Source organism: Dysosmobacter sp. (genome assembly GCF_034093755.1).
Taxonomy (GTDB): domain Bacteria; phylum Bacillota; class Clostridia; order Oscillospirales; family Oscillospiraceae; genus Oscillibacter.
Map to the genome: position 1 here is coordinate 1 of NZ_JAXEBZ010000013.1, position 13,545 is coordinate 13,545.

Below are 13,545 nucleotides of genomic sequence, written 5' to 3' on the forward strand. Positions count from 1 at the left end.
CTGCTGATCGGCGGCCTGTGGGTCTGGCTCACGTTTCTGCGCTGAAAAAACATCTCCGGACACAGTCCGGAGATGTTTTATGCTTCCCATGTAAAATTCTCTTTGCCGGCGCCCAGCTGGAAGTGGTATTTAGCGATGCCCAGGTCCACCTTCGCGTAAAACCCGGGGCGGGTCTCCGCCCGCACCGTGTCCCCTTTCAGGATGAAGCGGAACTTCTGCTGGTTCAGGGCGGTGGGAGCCATCAGCGCCGCCTCCACCCCCAGGCGGAACCACTCCGGCATAGGGGCGTCCACCCGGCACACGGAGGTGACGGGCCGGGAACGGCTCTCCCGGCCGGGGGTGGTGCCGTAGCCCACGGCGATGACGCACACCAGCTTCTCCCCCGGCTGCGTCTCGTGGCGGCTTTTCCGGCGGCTGTAGGTCAGGGCCACCCAGCAGGTGTTCAGCCCCAGCATCTGGGCCTTCAGCACCAGCCGCTCGCCGTACCAGCCGGCCTTCTCCTCCAGGCCGGGCCCCTCCGGCCCCACCAGGGCGATGTAGTTTTTCACGCAGGAAAATTTCCCGTAATGGGCCATGAGGCCCCCGAAGGCCTCCGCCTCGCCGGTCACCAGCTGGATGTGCAGGCCGCTCTCGGCGTTGCAGGCGGCAATCTCTTCCTCCAGCGCCTCCACCGCCTCGGCTGCCAGGGGCTTGTCCATATAGCTGCGCACGGAATGCCGCGCGCGGATGGCTTCCTGAATGTCCATAGTCTGTCTCCTATGCGGATATGTTTTCAGCGGCTCAGAACCACAGCGCCAGCAGGCCGCAGGACACCGCCAGCATGATGCCGCCGGCGATGGCCACTCCCAGCAGAATCGCCGGCAGGGCGCTGCGCAGCCGGATGTCAAACAGGGCGGCCACCAACGCGCCGGTCCAGGCGCCGGTGCCCGGCAGGGGAACCGCCACCAGCACAATGAGGCCCAACAGGCGGTACTTCCGCACCAGCCGGCCTTTCAGATGGGCGCGGCGCTCCATGGCCGCGATCTTCGGCCCCCAGAAGCGGCCCCGGCGCAGCCAGTCAAACACCCGGCGCACCAGCAGAATGATGAACGGCACCGGCAGCACATTGCCCAGCACCGCCAGAATGTACACCGTCAGCGGCGGCAGGCCCATGGAGACGCCCAGCGGGATGGCGCCCCGCAGCTCCACCACGGGGACCATGGCCATGGCAAACACCATCATGCACTTTCCAAACAGCGTCTCCAGCAAAACGACAACTCCTTTATGGAACGGCGGCAGCTCCGGCAGGGGGAACCCTGTCGGAATCCGTGGAATTTTATTATACGCCTTCCGGCCTCGCTTGTAAACCGGGAGATTCTGCACCACGGCTGAAAAGGTCCCCCCGCGCAGGCCATTGGCACGCGCAGGGGGATGTCATCCACAGTTCCTGCTATTCTAAAACCGGGAAACGGCTGTGGCAGGGGCGGTTTTGGCTTTTCCGCGGCTGCTGCCGCAGACCGCCCGCCAGCCATCTCGCCGGTGGTCAGCTCCTTAACGGAACTGGCGGAAGAAATAATCAAACAGGTCGTAGGGGTTCATGTACCCGCCGTACTGGCTGTCATCCCGGCCGCTGCCGGAGGTCGGGGTGTCGCTGTCCGCCTTCTCCTCGGCGGGCACCGCGTCCCAGGTCAGCTCCACGGTGATGGTCTCCCCGCCGCGATACACCGTCAGCGTCACGGTGTCGCCGGCGGAATACTGCTTCTTCACGGCGGTCAGGTCCTCCAGGGAGGTGATGGCGTGGTCATCCACCTTGGTGATGACGTCGCCCATCTGCAGCCCCGCCTTCTCCGCCGCGTAGCCCTCCTCCACGGAGTAGATGAACACGCCGGAGGAGATATCGTAGCGGTACTGGGCCGCCATCTGCTCCGTCATGGTACCGGCGCTGACGCCCAGGTAGGGCTTGTTGGTGACGTAGCCGTTGGTCATGATGTCCTCGATCATGGCAAACACGTCATTGATGGGAATGGCGAAGCCCAGGCCCTCCACCGCCTCGCTGCCGGTGCCGGAATACTTGGCGGAGACAATGCCCACCACCTCGCCGTACTGGTTGACCAGGGGGCCGCCGGAGTTGCCGGGGTTGATGGACGCGTCGGTCTGGATCATGTTGAAGGGGGTGCCGGAGACATTGATGGTCCGGTTCACGCTGGACACCATGCCGCCGCTCATGGAGAAGGTCAGCTCACCCAGGGGGTTGCCGATGGCCAGCACCCGGTCGCCTACGTTGAGGCTGCCGCTGTCGCCCAGGGTGACGGTGGGCAGGTCTGCCGCCTCCACCTTGATGACGGCAATGTCATAGTCCTCGTCGCCGCCCACGTACCTGGCCTCATACTCGTCGCCGTTGTACAGCGTGACCTTCACCTGCTCGGCGTCCTTCACCACGTGGTAGTTGGTGACGATGAAGCCGTCCTTGGTGAGGATGAAGCCGGAGCCGGAGGAGGCAGTCTGCACCTTCTGGCCGAAGAAGTTGGTGCCGCTGGTGCCGGTGACGTTGATGGACACCACGCTGTTGACGTTGGCGGCGTAGACCTCCGCGTCCGTCATTTTGGTCTTGCCGTCCACCTGATGGACGTTCACCGCCTCCGGCAGCCGGCCGGAGACGCTCACCTCCGTGGTGTCGGCGTTCATGCGGCCCGCGCCGTACACCACGCCGCCGCCTACGGCGCCGCCCAGCAGGGCGCACACCAGCGCCAGAGCCGCCACCTTGCCGGCGGTGTGCTTCTTCTTTTTCGGTGCCTCCGGCGTCATCACCGGAACGGGGTCGGGCTGGGTGCCGCGGGCGTCATAGCTCTGGCCGGGCTGGGTCGCGGTCTCGCTGCCGTCCTTACGGTAGGTATAATGGTAAAGATTTTTCTCGTCGTCGTACATGGTATCGTTCCTCCTTGAAACGAACTCTCTTGTTGTCTTGGATGATAACAGGGCTATGTGTCTAAATTATGAAGAAATCTTGCACGTTCTTTGAATTTCTCTTCCTCCGGTTTTTTCCGCTGCTTCCATCCTTCTTTCTTGCACCTTTGCCTGAAGTATAGTATGCTTAGCTTAAATCATCCTTTAAATTTGCGGAAAGGACGAGACAAATTTGCTGAAAGTCGAAAATCTGAAGCTCGCCCCCCAGGAGCCCCTCTCCGCCCTGACGGCCCACGCCGCCCGGACGCTGAAGCTGCGGGAGCGGGACATTCTCTCCATCCGGATTCTCCGCCGGTCCGTGGACGCCCGGGAAGAGGTAAAGCTGGTGTACACCGCCGCGGTGGAGGTGGCCAACGAGGCCGCCGTGCTGCGGCGGCTGCACGGCTCCGCCAGAGTCAGCGTTTACACCCCGGCCCCGGCCTATCAGGCCCCCGGCCCCTTCCCGGCGCCGGAGGTGCCTCCGGTGGTGGTGGGCGCCGGCCCGGCGGGACTGTTCGCCGCCCTGGTGCTGGCCAGGGCGGGCCTGCGGCCCGTTCTGCTGGAGCGGGGCCGCCCCGTGGAGCGGCGGCAGCGGGACGTGGAGCGCTTCTGGTCCACGGGACAGCTGGACATCACCTCCAACGTACAGTTCGGCGAGGGCGGCGCCGGCGCCTTCTCCGACGGGAAGCTGAACACCGGCACCAAAGACCCCCGCCACCGCTTTATTCTGGATCAGTTCGTCTCCTGCGGCGCGCCGGAGGACATTCTCATTGACGCCAAACCCCACATCGGCACCGACCGCCTCCACATCGCCCTGCAGGGGCTGCGGCGGCAGCTGCTGGACCTGGGGGCAGACATCCGCTTTGAAAGCCGTCTGACGGACCTGCAGGCCGTGGACGGCCGTCTGGAAGCCGTCACGGTGGAGGGGCCGGAGGGGACCTGCCGCCTCCCCTGCCGACAGCTGGTGCTGGCCCTGGGCCACTCCGCCCGGGACACCTTCGCCATGCTCCACGCCCGGGGCGTGCCCATGGAGGCCAAGCCCTTCGCCGTGGGCGTGCGCATTGAGCACCGGCAGGCGGACGTGGACATGGCCCAGTACCGCCGGTACGCCGGAAGCCCCAGCCTGCCGGTGTCCAGCTACAAGCTGTCCTGCCACCTGCCCAACGGGCGGGCGGCCTACTCCTTCTGCGTCTGCCCCGGCGGCCAGGTGGTGGCCGCCGCGTCGGAAGAGGCCCGGCTGGTGACCAACGGCATGAGCGAGTTCGCCCGGGACGGGGAGAACATCAACGGCGGCTTTCTGGTGAACGTGACGCCGGAGGACTTCGGCGGCAGCTCCCCCCTGGCCGGCGTGGAGTTTCAGCGGCGGCTGGAATCCGCCGCTTTCGCCCTGGGTGGGTCCGACTTCAAGGCCCCCTGCCAGCGGGTGGAGGACTTCCTGGCCCGCCGTCCCTCCGTCCGGACGGGGCGGGTAAAGCCCACCTACCGCCCCGGCGTGGTGATGACGGACCTGCATCTGTGCCTGCCGCCCTTCATCGCGGAGACGCTGGAGGCGGCGCTGCCGGTGCTGGGCCGGAAGCTGCGGGGCTTTGACGACCCGGACGCCCTGCTGACGGCGGTGGAGACCCGCAGCTCCTCTCCCGTGCGCCTGCCCCGGGACGGGACGGGCCAGTCCGCCCTCCGGGGGCTGTACCCCTGCGGCGAGGGGGCGGGCTACGCCGGCGGCATTCTGTCCGCCGCGGCGGACGGCATGCGCATCGCCGAACAAATCTGTTATTCTTACCGGCCGTAAGCGGCAGGTATTTTTAGGAGGAACCACATGAGCCGAAACATCTGCATCTATCAGGAATTTCTCACCGCTGCCCACAAGGAGCAAATCAACCGGACGGCGGAAAAGCTGGGGTTCACCCCCCACTACTTCACACTGGAGCAGTTTGACGAGGCGCGGGAGTGCCTGCAGAGCTGCGAAGTGCTGTATGCCCACGCGCCGAAGCTGATGCGGGAGGCGCCCAAGACCCTCCGGTGGTATTGCTGCTCTTCTGCCGGCGTGGACCCCTACTGCAAGGACCCCACCATTTTCGCCAACCCCGACTGCCTGCTGACCAACACCAACGCCTACGGCGTCACCATCGCCGAGCACGTGATCATGGTGACGCTGATGTTGCTGCGGCGGATGCCGGAGTATGAGGAGCAGGTGCGGAATCACGGCTGGGGCAACCAGCGGCCCATCCGCTCCATCCGGAACAACACCTTTACCGTTCTGGGCACCGGCAACATCGGCAGCAACGTGGCCCAGCGGCTGCGGGGCATGGGCGCCGCGAAGATCATCGGCCTCAGCCGCAGCGGCCGCCCCGCGGCGGACTTTGACGAAGTTCTGCCCATCTCCCGGCTGGACGAGATTCTGCCGGAGACGAAGAACCTCATTATGGCGCTGCCCGGCACAGCGGAGACCGTGGGCCTTCTGTCCCCGGAGCGCATCGCCCTGCTGCCCGCCGACGCTTATGTGATCAACGTGGGCCGGGGCACCGCCATTCACCAGGAGGCCCTGATGGATGCCCTGAACGGCGGCCGTCTGGCCGGCGCGGCGCTGGACGTGATGGACCCGGAGCCTCTGCCGGCAGACCATCCCCTGTGGAACACCAAAAATCTGATTCTCACCCCCCATGTCTCCGGCAACATGACCCTGGGCTACACCTGCGACCGGAACGTGGAGATGTTCTGCGAGGATCTGGAAAACTACGCCGCCGGCCGGCCTCTCAAGCAGCTGGTGGACCGGACCCGCGGCTACTGAGGATGCCCATGGAGAATTTCACCTTCTGCTCCCCCACCTATTTCGCCTTCGGCGACGGGCAGGAGCGCCAGACCGGCGCCCTGGTGCGGCGGTTCGGCGGCACCAGAGTCCTGCTGGTTTACGGCGGCGGTTCCGTCAGGCGCAACGGCGCCTACGATGACGCCGTTTCCGCCCTGCGCCAGGCGGACATCCCCTTTTGGGAGCTGTCCGGCGTGCAGCCCAACCCCCGCAGCGGAAAGGTCTACGAGGGCATTGACCTGTGCCGCCGGGAGGGCGTGGATTTCCTGCTGGCGGTGGGCGGCGGCAGCGCCATCGACACCGCCAAGGCCATCGCCGTGGGGGTTCCCTACGACGGAGACTTCTGGGACCTGTACTCCGGCAGGGCGGCGGAAAAGAGCCTGCCGGTGGGCGTGGTTCTGACCCTCGCCGCCACCGGCAGCGAGGCCTCCGACTCCTCCGTCATCACCCACGAGGAGGGGAACCGGAAGTGGGGCAACACCAAAAGCGACGTGTACCGCCCGGTGTTCGCCGTCATGAACCCCCACTACACCTGCACCCTTCCCCCTTACCAGACCGCCTGCGGCGCGGCGGACATGCTCTCCCACATTCTGGAGCGGTACTTCACCCCCACGGACCACGTGGACGTGACGGACCGGCTGTGCGAGGGGCTGATGCAATCCATTCTGGCCGCCGCCCCCCAGGCCCTGGCCCATCCCGATGACTATCACGCCCGGGCGGAGCTGATGTGGGCGGGCATGCTGGCCCACAACAACCTCTGCGGCGTGGGCCGGAAGCAAGACTGGGCCTGCCACCAGATGGAGCACGAGCTGTCCGCCCTGTGCGGCTGCGCCCACGGCGCGGGGCTGGCGGCGCTGACCCCCGCCTGGATGACCTACGTCATGGACCGGGATGTGACGCGCTTCGCCCAGTTTGCCGTGCGGGTATTCGGCTGCCCCATGGACTTCCGTCACCCGGAGGTGACGGCCCGGGAGGGCATTGCCCGGCTAACCGCCTGGCTGCGGTCCATCGGCATGCCGGTGACGCTGGGTGAGCTGGGCTTCCCGGCGGAGGACATTCCCGCCGCGGTGGCCCACCGGCGGCTGAAGCCCAACCCCTTCCCCTTCGGCACCTTTGCCGCCATCGGCCCGGAGGACATGGAGGCCATTCTCCGTCTGGCAGCGGAGCCCCGGTAACGCAAAAAGGACCCGGAACGGTGCGCAATGCACCGCTCCGGGTTTGTTTTCCCTCAGTCATACCGCCGGACCACCGCCGCCACCTTGCCCAGGATGGAGGCATAGGTGCCGTCAATGGGCTGGTAGTCGTCGTTTTCCGGCAGGAGCCAGATGTGGCCGTTCCGGCGGGAGAACCGCTTCACCGTGGCCTCGTCCTCCAGGAGGGCCACCACGATTTCCCCGTTGTTGGCCACCGGCTGCTGGCGGACCACCACCAGATCGCCGCTGAAAATGCCGGCGTTGATCATGGAGTCGCCCCGGACCCGCAGGGCAAAATACTCGCCGCTGCGGCCGCCGGTGTCAAAGGTCAGGTAGTCCTCAATGCACTCCTCCGCCAGGATGGGACTGCCGGCGGCCACATTGCCCACAATGGGCACCCGGTCGGCCGGCGGCTCCGGCTCCGCAGGCGCCGGCGCCGGCGCAGTCTCCGCGGCAGGCGGATGGGTCAGGGTGATGGCCCGGCCCTTGCCGGCGCCCTTTTCAATGTACCCCGCCTCCATCAGGTGCTTCAGGTGGAAATGGACCGTGGAGGGGGAGCGCAGCCCCACCGCCTCGCCGATCTCCCGGACGGAGGGGGGATAGCCCTGCTCCCGGATACACGCGACCAGGTAATCGTAGATCTTCCGCTGCATTTTCGACAGCTCCTGCATGGGCGGCCTCCTTGTCTCTGCGCGGCGCAGCTCCGGTTTTTCTGTATTATACCACAGCTTCTTCCGGTATGCAAACATTTGTTCCATTTTTCTGAGGATTTTTCACGGGAAAAAACCGTCTTTCCTCTTGCACATTCCCCAAAACCGTGTTAAAATTGTGTTCTGTAAAATGAGAGCGTGTGCATGGACGGCACGTGCCAAAACCATTGGAGGTTTCCGATTATGTCTGTTCCGTTTCTGATTTTCACTGTGATCCAGCTGCTGTGCGGCCTGGCCCTGATCGCGATGGTCCTGGTTCAGTCCGGCAAGAGCGCCGGCCTGTCCGGCACCATCGGCGGTGTTGCCGATTCCTTCCTGGCCAAGAACAAGGCCAAGACCATTGACGCCAAGCTGGCCCGCGCCACCAAGTGGGTGGGCGCCGTGTTTGTGGTGCTGACTCTGGTCCTGAACGTTCTGCAGTAATCAGCGATTTCCGGAAAGCGGGTGCGATGATTCGCACCCGCTTTTACTTTTGGTTTGGCCCTTTTCAGGCGGCGGAGACTGTGGCGGAGCGGTACATCACCCCCGCCTCCGGCGTCACCCCCGCCAGATGCAGCAGCTCCTCCACCGTCACAAAGGTATACCCCTGGCTTTGCAGCGTGTCCACAATCCGCAGCGCCGCGTCTACCGACGCCGGCACCGTGTCATGCATCAGGATGATATCCCCCGGCTTTACCGCCCGCAGCACCGCCGCCACGTCCTTGTCTGCGTCCCGCAGACGCCAGTCCTCCGGGTCCACCATCCAGTGGACCAGCGGCACGGTGAACCAGGCCCGCTGCTGCGGGTCCAGCAGGCCGTAGGGCGGCCGGACCCAGTAGGTCCCCTCCCCCAGCAGCCGGCGCAGCAGCGCGTCGGTCCTGCCGATTTCGCTGTCCACCGCGGCCCGGGACGCTCCCTGCAGCCTGGCGTGGCTCCAGGAGTGGTTCCCCACCTGATGGCCCTCCGCCGCCATCCGCCGCACCAGGTCCTCGTTTCCGGCGATCTGCTCTCCCAGCAGAAAAAAAGTGGCGCTGGCGCCCCGCTGGCGCAGGCCGTCCAGCAGCCGGGCGGTGGTGTCCCGGCGGGGGCCGTCATCAAAGGTCAGGGCCACATATTTGGGGGCTTCCGCCGGTATTTCCGCCCCGCCGCCCGCCGGCACCGCCGTCTCTCCGCAGCCCGCCAGGCACACCAGCGCCATTCCCAGCAGCGCCAGCTTTCTTCCTCTCATCCGCGTCCATTCCTCTCCTCTGCGTTCCACCGTAGTTTGCGCCGGCGCCGGAGGAATCATGCGTCCGCCGCAATTTGTTCCGGAACTGTCACTGTTTTGTCATGACTTTCCCGCGCTTTTCTGTAGAATAAAAGGTATAGAAGCGGATTTCGTGCAAAAGCTGATTTCATACCGGCGGGAGATGATCCCGGACGGATTCCCCCTGCAGGAAAGGAGGCCCCATGGAGCGCTACGAGGTGACGCTGCTGCACCTGTTCCGGAACACAGAGCAGCCGCTGACAATTCTGGCTGACGAGGGCGAGACGTCGGAAAACATCGTCCTCACTGCCCGGATGGATGGCCGGACCATCACCGGGGAGGATTACAACTACCTGCCCGCCTACCAGATGCTGCGGGACCGGCTGCTGGAGCTGGGCTACGGCGTCAAATGCTGCGGCTCCCGGCTCAACGCCCTGCAGTCCGGCATAATGGGAGCCAACAACCGGATCTATCTGGTGGAGCTGGGCCGCCCGGCCCGGTAGCGGGACATTGTGGGCATTTTCGACTACGCGGACATTACGGAGTTTCCCGACACCCGGCAGCAGCTGGCCTTTCAGGAGGCCTACTGCCAGCCCTTCTGAGCCTGAACAGAGAAACCGCCGCCCGACGCCAGTGCGCCGGGTGGCGGTATTTTCAAAAGATGGCTCTCAGAAGCTGGAACAGAATCAGCAGGATGAAAATGAGCACGGCCACGGAGGGGTTCCCGCGGCCCTTCTCCCGCTTCCGGGACCTTGCGGCCGGGGCCGGCTGCTTCGCCTGCCGGGGCGGCGGGGTTTCCTCCCGGTCCAGACCCAGGCGGCGGCGCTGGCGCTCCTCATTGTGGAACTCCTGGTGGAGGAAGGAGCCGGAATGGCCCTTTTCACTGAGGCCGTCCCTGCGGTCCTCCGTCAGTTCCCCCACCCGGACAGTATGATCACGGCCCGGCAGGTTAAAGGCACCGCACCGGGGGCAAAAGGCGTCCTCGTCATAATCGTAGCTCCGGCCGCACTCGTAACAGCGTACTTTCTGCACCATGACCACTCCTCTCTGTGGCCAGCATACCACATATTCCGGTCCGGCGCAACAAAAAAGCCCTTTGCAGCGGGGGAAAGTTCCCACTGCAAAGGGCTTTTTCTGCGGTTAATTACACCAGCTCAATGATGGCGGTCTCCGCAGCGTCGCCGCGGCGAACGCCGGTGCGGACGATACGGGTGTAGCCGCCGTTGCGCTCGGCGTACTTGGGAGCGATCTCCTTGAACAGCTTCTTGCACACGTCCTCACGGGTGATGAAGCTCATGGCCTGACGATAGGCGGCCAGGTCGCTCTTCTTGCCGAGGGTGATCATCTTCTCAGCGAGGGGCTTGATCTCCTTGGCGCGGGTGACGGTGGTCTCCATCTTGCCGTTGTCCAGGAAATCGGTAACCTGCTGGCGCAGCATGGCGATCCGCTGATCGGTCGTCTTGCCGAGTTTGCGAGTTCCGGGCATTTCGGTATTCCTCCTTATCGGGAATTTTATCTCCCCGGCGGCCTCCCGCCGGGCGGTTTAGGTCAGTTGTTGTCATCGCTGGCCAGGGACAGGCCCATCATCGCCAGCTTGTTGATGACTTCCTCCAGAGACTTGCGGCCCAGGTTGCGGACCTTCATCATCTCGTCCTCGGTCTTGGAGATCAGATCCTCGACGGTGTTGATGTTGGCGCGCTTCAGGCAGTTGAAGCTGCGGACGGACAGGTCCAGTTCCTCAATGGTCATCTCCAGAACCTTGTCGCGCTGCGCCTCTGCCTTCTCCACCACGGTGGGCTTGCTGCCCACGTTCTCGGACAGGTCCGTGAACAGGGTGAAGTGGTCGCACAGAATCCGGGCGCCCAGGGAAACGGCATCCCGGGCAGAAATGGTGCCGTCGGTCCAGACCTCCAGCGTCAGCTTGTCGAAGTCGCTGGAAGCGCCCACGCGGGTGGGCTCCACGGTGTAGTTCACCTTATACACAGGCGTGTAGATGGAGTCCACCGCAATGGTGCCGATCACGTTCTGCTGGGGCTTGTTCCGGTCGGCGGGCACATAGCCGCGGCCGTGGGAGAGGGTGATCTCCATGTTCAGCGCGGCGCCGTTGTCCAGGGTGGCAATGTGCATATCAGGGTTCAGAACTTCCACTTCGCCGTCCAGCTTGATGTCGCCGGCCGTCACCACGCAGGGTCCCACCGCCTCGATATACACGGTTTTCGTGCCCTCGGCATGCAGCTTGGTCAGAAGGCCCTTGATGTTCAGGACGATCTCGGTGACGTCCTCCTTCACACCGGGGATGGTGGAGAACTCATGCTGCACACCGGCGATCTTGATGGTGGTCGGTGCCGTTCCAGGCAGAGAGGAAAGCATCACGCGGCGAAGCGCATTGCCCAGAGTGGTGCCGTAGCCCCGCTCCAGCGGCTCAACCACGTACTTGCCGTAGGTGGCGTCACCGGGAGCCTCGATGCACTCGATCTGGGGCTTTTCGATTTCGATCATGCAGTTACCCTCCTTCATCTTCTCGTTGCGGCAATGCTACGCAGCACACCGCTTGCAGTTCGTGTCATTCTCGAGGGTTTCCTCCGAATTACTTGGAGTACAACTCGACGATGAGGTGCTCCTCGATGGGGAGGTCGATGTCCTCACGGGCGGGTTCTGCAATGACCTTGGCCACGTTGTTCTTGTCCATGTCCAGCCACTTGGGGACCACGCGGGAAGCGTTGGCCTCCAGGGAGCCCTTGAACTTATCCAGGCTGCGGGAGCCTTCCTTCAGCTCGATGACATCGCCCACCTTCACCAGGTAAGAGGGGATGTTGACCTTCTTGCCGTTGACGGTGAAGTGGCCGTGACGCACCAGCTGACGGGCCTCGGCGCGGCTCATGGCGAAGCCCAGACGATAAGCCACGTTGTCCAGGCGGGTCTCCAGGATCGCCAGCAGGTTTTCGCCGGTCATGCCGGTCTTCTTGTTGGCCATCTCGAAATAATCACGGAACTGGCTCTCCTGCACACCGTAGTAGCGCTTGGCCTTCTGCTTCTCGCGCAGCTGCACGCCATACTCAGAGAGCTTCTTGTTTCTCGCATTGCCGTGCATGCCAGGAGCGTAACCACGACGCTCGATGGAGCACTTTTCCGTATAGCAGCGGTCGCCCTTCAGGAAGAGCTTCTGGCCCTCTCTGCGGCACAGGCGGCAGACTGCTCCGGTATATCTTGCCATATCGCTTTACCTCCTACTTTCGATTAAACGCGGCGACGCTTGGGGGGACGGCAGCCATTGTGGGGAATGGGAGTGACGTCCTTGATCATGGTCACTTCCAGGCCCACCGCCTGCAGGGCGCGGATGGCGGCCTCACGGCCCTGGCCGGGGCCCTTCACGAAGACCTCAACGGTCTTCAGGCCATGCTCCATAGCGGCGCGGGCGGCCACCTCAGCGGCGGTCTGCGCGGCGAAAGGAGTGGACTTCTTGCTGCCGCGGAAACCCATTCCGCCGGAGGAAGCCCAGGAGATCGCGTTACCCTGCGTGTCAGTGACGGTAACCATGGTATTGTTGAAGGAAGAACGAATGTGGACCTGGCCACGCTCAATGTTCTTCTTTTCGCGACGGCGCCGGACGACTTTCTTGCCGGCGGATGCTTTCGCAGTTGCCATTTTTCAATCTCCCTCCTTACTTCTTCTTGTTCGCAATGGTCTTCTTGGGACCCTTGCGGGTTCTCGCGTTGGTCTTGCTGCGCTGGCCGCGCACGGGCAGGCCCTTGCGGTGGCGGATGCCGCGGTAGCAGCCGATCTCAGTCAGACGCTTGATGTCCAGAGCGGTCTGGCGGCGCAGGTCGCCCTCGACGACGTAGGCGTCGATGGCGTCACGCAGCTTCTGCTCGTCAGCGTCGGTCAGGTCCTTCACGCGGGTGTCGGGATCCACGCCCGTCTGGGCCAGGATGTCCTTCGCGCTCTTTCTGCCAATACCATAGATATAAGTGAGTCCGATTTCGATTCGCTTATCCTTGGGCAGGTCAATACCGGCAATACGTGCCATACTCTTAAAGCACCTCCACTTTCAACTTAGCCCTGTCTCTGCTTATGCTTGGGATTCTCGCAAATCACCATGACACGGCCTTTGCGGCGAATCACCTTGCATTTTTCGCACATGGGCTTCACGGACGGTCTTACTTTCATGTTCGTTAACCTCCTACTTACTACGCCAGGTTATCCGGCCTCGGTTCAGATCGTACGGGGACAGCTCCACCGTCACCTTGTCGCCGGGCAGAATCCTGATGAAATTCATTCTGAGCTTTCCGGAAATATGCGCCAAAATCATGTGTCCATTTCCAATGTCTACCTGGAACGTCGTGTTGGGCAAGGACTCGACAACCACGCCTTCCACTTCAATCATGTCGGATTTTGCCAAACGTTATCCCTCCTGGCTCGGATAATCTTCCTCGCGGAATGCCGCGAGTGCTTTGCGAAGCTCACTGTTGGTAATTTTCTCTTCGCCTTTGATCTTGCCGGAAAGCCGGTTCTCCTCCGCGGCCACGAACAGCACGTGCCGCCGCTTTTTCCGCTTGGGAGACTCCACCTTCCGGGATTTGCCGTCTGCCAGCAGGAGGTACTCACCCTGCGTGTCAAGGACGTAGAAGAGCTTTCCCTTGTCCCTGCCGGCATCCGACCGTACGATGTTCGATTTTGCAATTTCCATAC

Annotated in this window: 19 protein-coding genes; 5 read left to right on the top strand and 14 right to left on the bottom strand. The window is 63.7% G+C overall.

Annotation, left to right across the window (positions count from 1 at the left end; all coding sequences use genetic code 11):
• Nucleotides 1–77: 77 nt before the first annotated feature.
• The 3 genes from SOX55_RS01210 to SOX55_RS01220 all read right to left on the bottom strand — a co-directional run bounded on the left by SOX55_RS01210 (nt 78) and on the right by SOX55_RS01220 (nt 2,904).
• Nucleotides 78–746 (bottom strand): nitroreductase family protein, encoded by a 669-nt coding sequence (locus tag SOX55_RS01210; protein WP_325285608.1) that lies wholly within the window; start codon nt 744–746, stop codon nt 78–80.
• A 34-nt stretch (nt 747–780) separates the two neighbouring features.
• Entirely contained in the window at nt 781–1,248 is a 468-nt protein-coding gene (locus SOX55_RS01215; protein ID WP_325285609.1) for a COG2426 family protein, read from the bottom strand.
• 282 nt (nt 1,249–1,530) lie between these two features.
• Nucleotides 1,531–2,904: a S1C family serine protease gene (locus SOX55_RS01220; RefSeq protein WP_325285610.1), complete on the bottom strand. Its 1,374-nt coding sequence runs from the start codon at nt 2,902–2,904 to the stop codon at nt 1,531–1,533.
• A gap of 211 nt (nt 2,905–3,115) precedes the next feature.
• Here SOX55_RS01220 and SOX55_RS01225 point away from each other — a divergent pair, with 211 nt between their 5' ends.
• The 3 genes from SOX55_RS01225 to SOX55_RS01235 are packed head-to-tail and all read left to right on the top strand — an operon-like array spanning nt 3,116 to nt 6,903.
• Nucleotides 3,116–4,711: an NAD(P)/FAD-dependent oxidoreductase gene (locus SOX55_RS01225; RefSeq protein ID WP_325285611.1), complete on the top strand. Its 1,596-nt coding sequence runs from the start codon at nt 3,116–3,118 to the stop codon at nt 4,709–4,711.
• Between the two features lie 27 nt (nt 4,712–4,738).
• A complete protein-coding gene (locus SOX55_RS01230; RefSeq protein ID WP_325285612.1) occupies nt 4,739–5,710 on the top strand; it encodes a D-2-hydroxyacid dehydrogenase in 972 nt (323 codons plus the stop codon).
• Nucleotides 5,711–5,718: 8 nt separating this feature from the next.
• Nucleotides 5,719–6,903: an iron-containing alcohol dehydrogenase gene (locus SOX55_RS01235; protein ID WP_325285613.1), complete on the top strand. Its 1,185-nt coding sequence runs from the start codon at nt 5,719–5,721 to the stop codon at nt 6,901–6,903.
• Nucleotides 6,904–6,956: 53 nt separating this feature from the next.
• Here the strand turns inward: SOX55_RS01235 and lexA are convergent, their stop codons facing one another.
• Nucleotides 6,957–7,592 (bottom strand): transcriptional repressor LexA, encoded by a 636-nt coding sequence (lexA, locus tag SOX55_RS01240; RefSeq protein ID WP_325285614.1) that lies wholly within the window; start codon nt 7,590–7,592, stop codon nt 6,957–6,959.
• A 222-nt stretch (nt 7,593–7,814) separates the two neighbouring features.
• On the opposite strand from lexA, the gene secG reads away from it, so the two are divergent.
• Nucleotides 7,815–8,054: a preprotein translocase subunit SecG gene (gene secG, locus SOX55_RS01245; RefSeq protein WP_325285615.1), complete on the top strand. Its 240-nt coding sequence runs from the start codon at nt 7,815–7,817 to the stop codon at nt 8,052–8,054.
• A 64-nt stretch (nt 8,055–8,118) separates the two neighbouring features.
• Here the strand turns inward: secG and SOX55_RS01250 are convergent, their stop codons facing one another.
• Nucleotides 8,119–8,838, bottom strand: coding sequence for a polysaccharide deacetylase family protein (locus SOX55_RS01250; RefSeq protein ID WP_325285616.1), 720 nt, complete (start codon nt 8,836–8,838; stop codon nt 8,119–8,121).
• Between the two features lie 221 nt (nt 8,839–9,059).
• Between SOX55_RS01250 and SOX55_RS01255 the strand changes: the two genes are divergently transcribed.
• Nucleotides 9,060–9,359, top strand: coding sequence for a hypothetical protein (locus SOX55_RS01255; RefSeq protein ID WP_325285617.1), 300 nt, complete (start codon nt 9,060–9,062; stop codon nt 9,357–9,359).
• 151 nt (nt 9,360–9,510) lie between these two features.
• Here SOX55_RS01255 and SOX55_RS01260 read toward each other — a convergent pair whose 3' ends face one another.
• The 9 genes from SOX55_RS01260 to SOX55_RS01300 form a co-directional block, all read right to left on the bottom strand.
• Nucleotides 9,511–9,891: a hypothetical protein gene (locus SOX55_RS01260; protein ID WP_325285618.1), complete on the bottom strand. Its 381-nt coding sequence runs from the start codon at nt 9,889–9,891 to the stop codon at nt 9,511–9,513.
• Nucleotides 9,892–10,000: 109 nt separating this feature from the next.
• Entirely contained in the window at nt 10,001–10,342 is a 342-nt protein-coding gene (gene rplQ / locus SOX55_RS01265) for a 50S ribosomal protein L17 (protein WP_325285619.1), read from the bottom strand.
• A 62-nt stretch (nt 10,343–10,404) separates the two neighbouring features.
• Nucleotides 10,405–11,355 carry a DNA-directed RNA polymerase subunit alpha gene (locus tag SOX55_RS01270; RefSeq protein WP_325285620.1) on the bottom strand — a complete coding sequence of 317 codons (951 nt, stop codon included), beginning with the start codon at nt 11,353–11,355 and terminating at the stop codon, nt 10,405–10,407.
• A gap of 88 nt (nt 11,356–11,443) precedes the next feature.
• Complete coding sequence (rpsD, locus tag SOX55_RS01275) at nt 11,444–12,070, bottom strand: 30S ribosomal protein S4 (RefSeq protein WP_325285621.1); 627 nt, start codon at nt 12,068–12,070, stop codon at nt 11,444–11,446.
• A 23-nt stretch (nt 12,071–12,093) separates the two neighbouring features.
• Nucleotides 12,094–12,501: a 30S ribosomal protein S11 gene (gene rpsK, locus SOX55_RS01280; protein ID WP_325285622.1), complete on the bottom strand. Its 408-nt coding sequence runs from the start codon at nt 12,499–12,501 to the stop codon at nt 12,094–12,096.
• Nucleotides 12,502–12,517: 16 nt separating this feature from the next.
• A complete protein-coding gene (gene rpsM / locus SOX55_RS01285; RefSeq protein ID WP_325285623.1) occupies nt 12,518–12,883 on the bottom strand; it encodes a 30S ribosomal protein S13 in 366 nt (121 codons plus the stop codon).
• Between the two features lie 26 nt (nt 12,884–12,909).
• Nucleotides 12,910–13,023, bottom strand: a complete 114-nt coding sequence (gene rpmJ, locus SOX55_RS01290) for a 50S ribosomal protein L36 (RefSeq protein ID WP_014116882.1) — start codon at nt 13,021–13,023, stop codon at nt 12,910–12,912.
• A gap of 13 nt (nt 13,024–13,036) precedes the next feature.
• The gene (gene infA, locus SOX55_RS01295; protein ID WP_325285624.1) at nt 13,037–13,255 is read right to left on the bottom strand and encodes a translation initiation factor IF-1; all 219 of its coding nucleotides are present in this window, start codon (nt 13,253–13,255) and stop codon (nt 13,037–13,039) included.
• 3 nt (nt 13,256–13,258) lie between these two features.
• A complete protein-coding gene (locus SOX55_RS01300) occupies nt 13,259–13,543 on the bottom strand; it encodes a KOW domain-containing RNA-binding protein (protein ID WP_325285625.1) in 285 nt (94 codons plus the stop codon).
• Between the last annotated feature and the right edge of the window lie 2 nt (nt 13,544–13,545).

Coding starts and splice junctions, on each gene's coding strand:
- SOX55_RS01210 (WP_325285608.1), bottom strand. CDS start 746: ATGGACATTCAGGAAGCCATCCGCGCGCGGCATTCCGTGCGCAGCTAT.
- SOX55_RS01220 (WP_325285610.1), bottom strand. CDS start 2,904: ATGTACGACGACGAGAAAAATCTTTACCATTATACCTACCGTAAGGAC.
- SOX55_RS01230 (WP_325285612.1), top strand. CDS start 4,739: ATGAGCCGAAACATCTGCATCTATCAGGAATTTCTCACCGCTGCCCAC.
- SOX55_RS01235 (WP_325285613.1), top strand. CDS start 5,719: ATGGAGAATTTCACCTTCTGCTCCCCCACCTATTTCGCCTTCGGCGAC.
- lexA (WP_325285614.1), bottom strand. CDS start 7,592: ATGCAGGAGCTGTCGAAAATGCAGCGGAAGATCTACGATTACCTGGTC.
- secG (WP_325285615.1), top strand. CDS start 7,815: ATGTCTGTTCCGTTTCTGATTTTCACTGTGATCCAGCTGCTGTGCGGC.
- SOX55_RS01250 (WP_325285616.1), bottom strand. CDS start 8,838: ATGAGAGGAAGAAAGCTGGCGCTGCTGGGAATGGCGCTGGTGTGCCTG.
- SOX55_RS01255 (WP_325285617.1), top strand. CDS start 9,060: ATGGAGCGCTACGAGGTGACGCTGCTGCACCTGTTCCGGAACACAGAG.
- SOX55_RS01260 (WP_325285618.1), bottom strand. CDS start 9,891: ATGGTGCAGAAAGTACGCTGTTACGAGTGCGGCCGGAGCTACGATTAT.
- rplQ (WP_325285619.1), bottom strand. CDS start 10,342: ATGCCCGGAACTCGCAAACTCGGCAAGACGACCGATCAGCGGATCGCC.
- SOX55_RS01270 (WP_325285620.1), bottom strand. CDS start 11,355: ATGATCGAAATCGAAAAGCCCCAGATCGAGTGCATCGAGGCTCCCGGT.
- rpsD (WP_325285621.1), bottom strand. CDS start 12,070: ATGGCAAGATATACCGGAGCAGTCTGCCGCCTGTGCCGCAGAGAGGGC.
- rpsK (WP_325285622.1), bottom strand. CDS start 12,501: ATGGCAACTGCGAAAGCATCCGCCGGCAAGAAAGTCGTCCGGCGCCGT.
- rpsM (WP_325285623.1), bottom strand. CDS start 12,883: ATGGCACGTATTGCCGGTATTGACCTGCCCAAGGATAAGCGAATCGAA.
- rpmJ (WP_014116882.1), bottom strand. CDS start 13,023: ATGAAAGTAAGACCGTCCGTGAAGCCCATGTGCGAAAAATGCAAGGTG.
- SOX55_RS01300 (WP_325285625.1), bottom strand. CDS start 13,543: ATGGAAATTGCAAAATCGAACATCGTACGGTCGGATGCCGGCAGGGAC.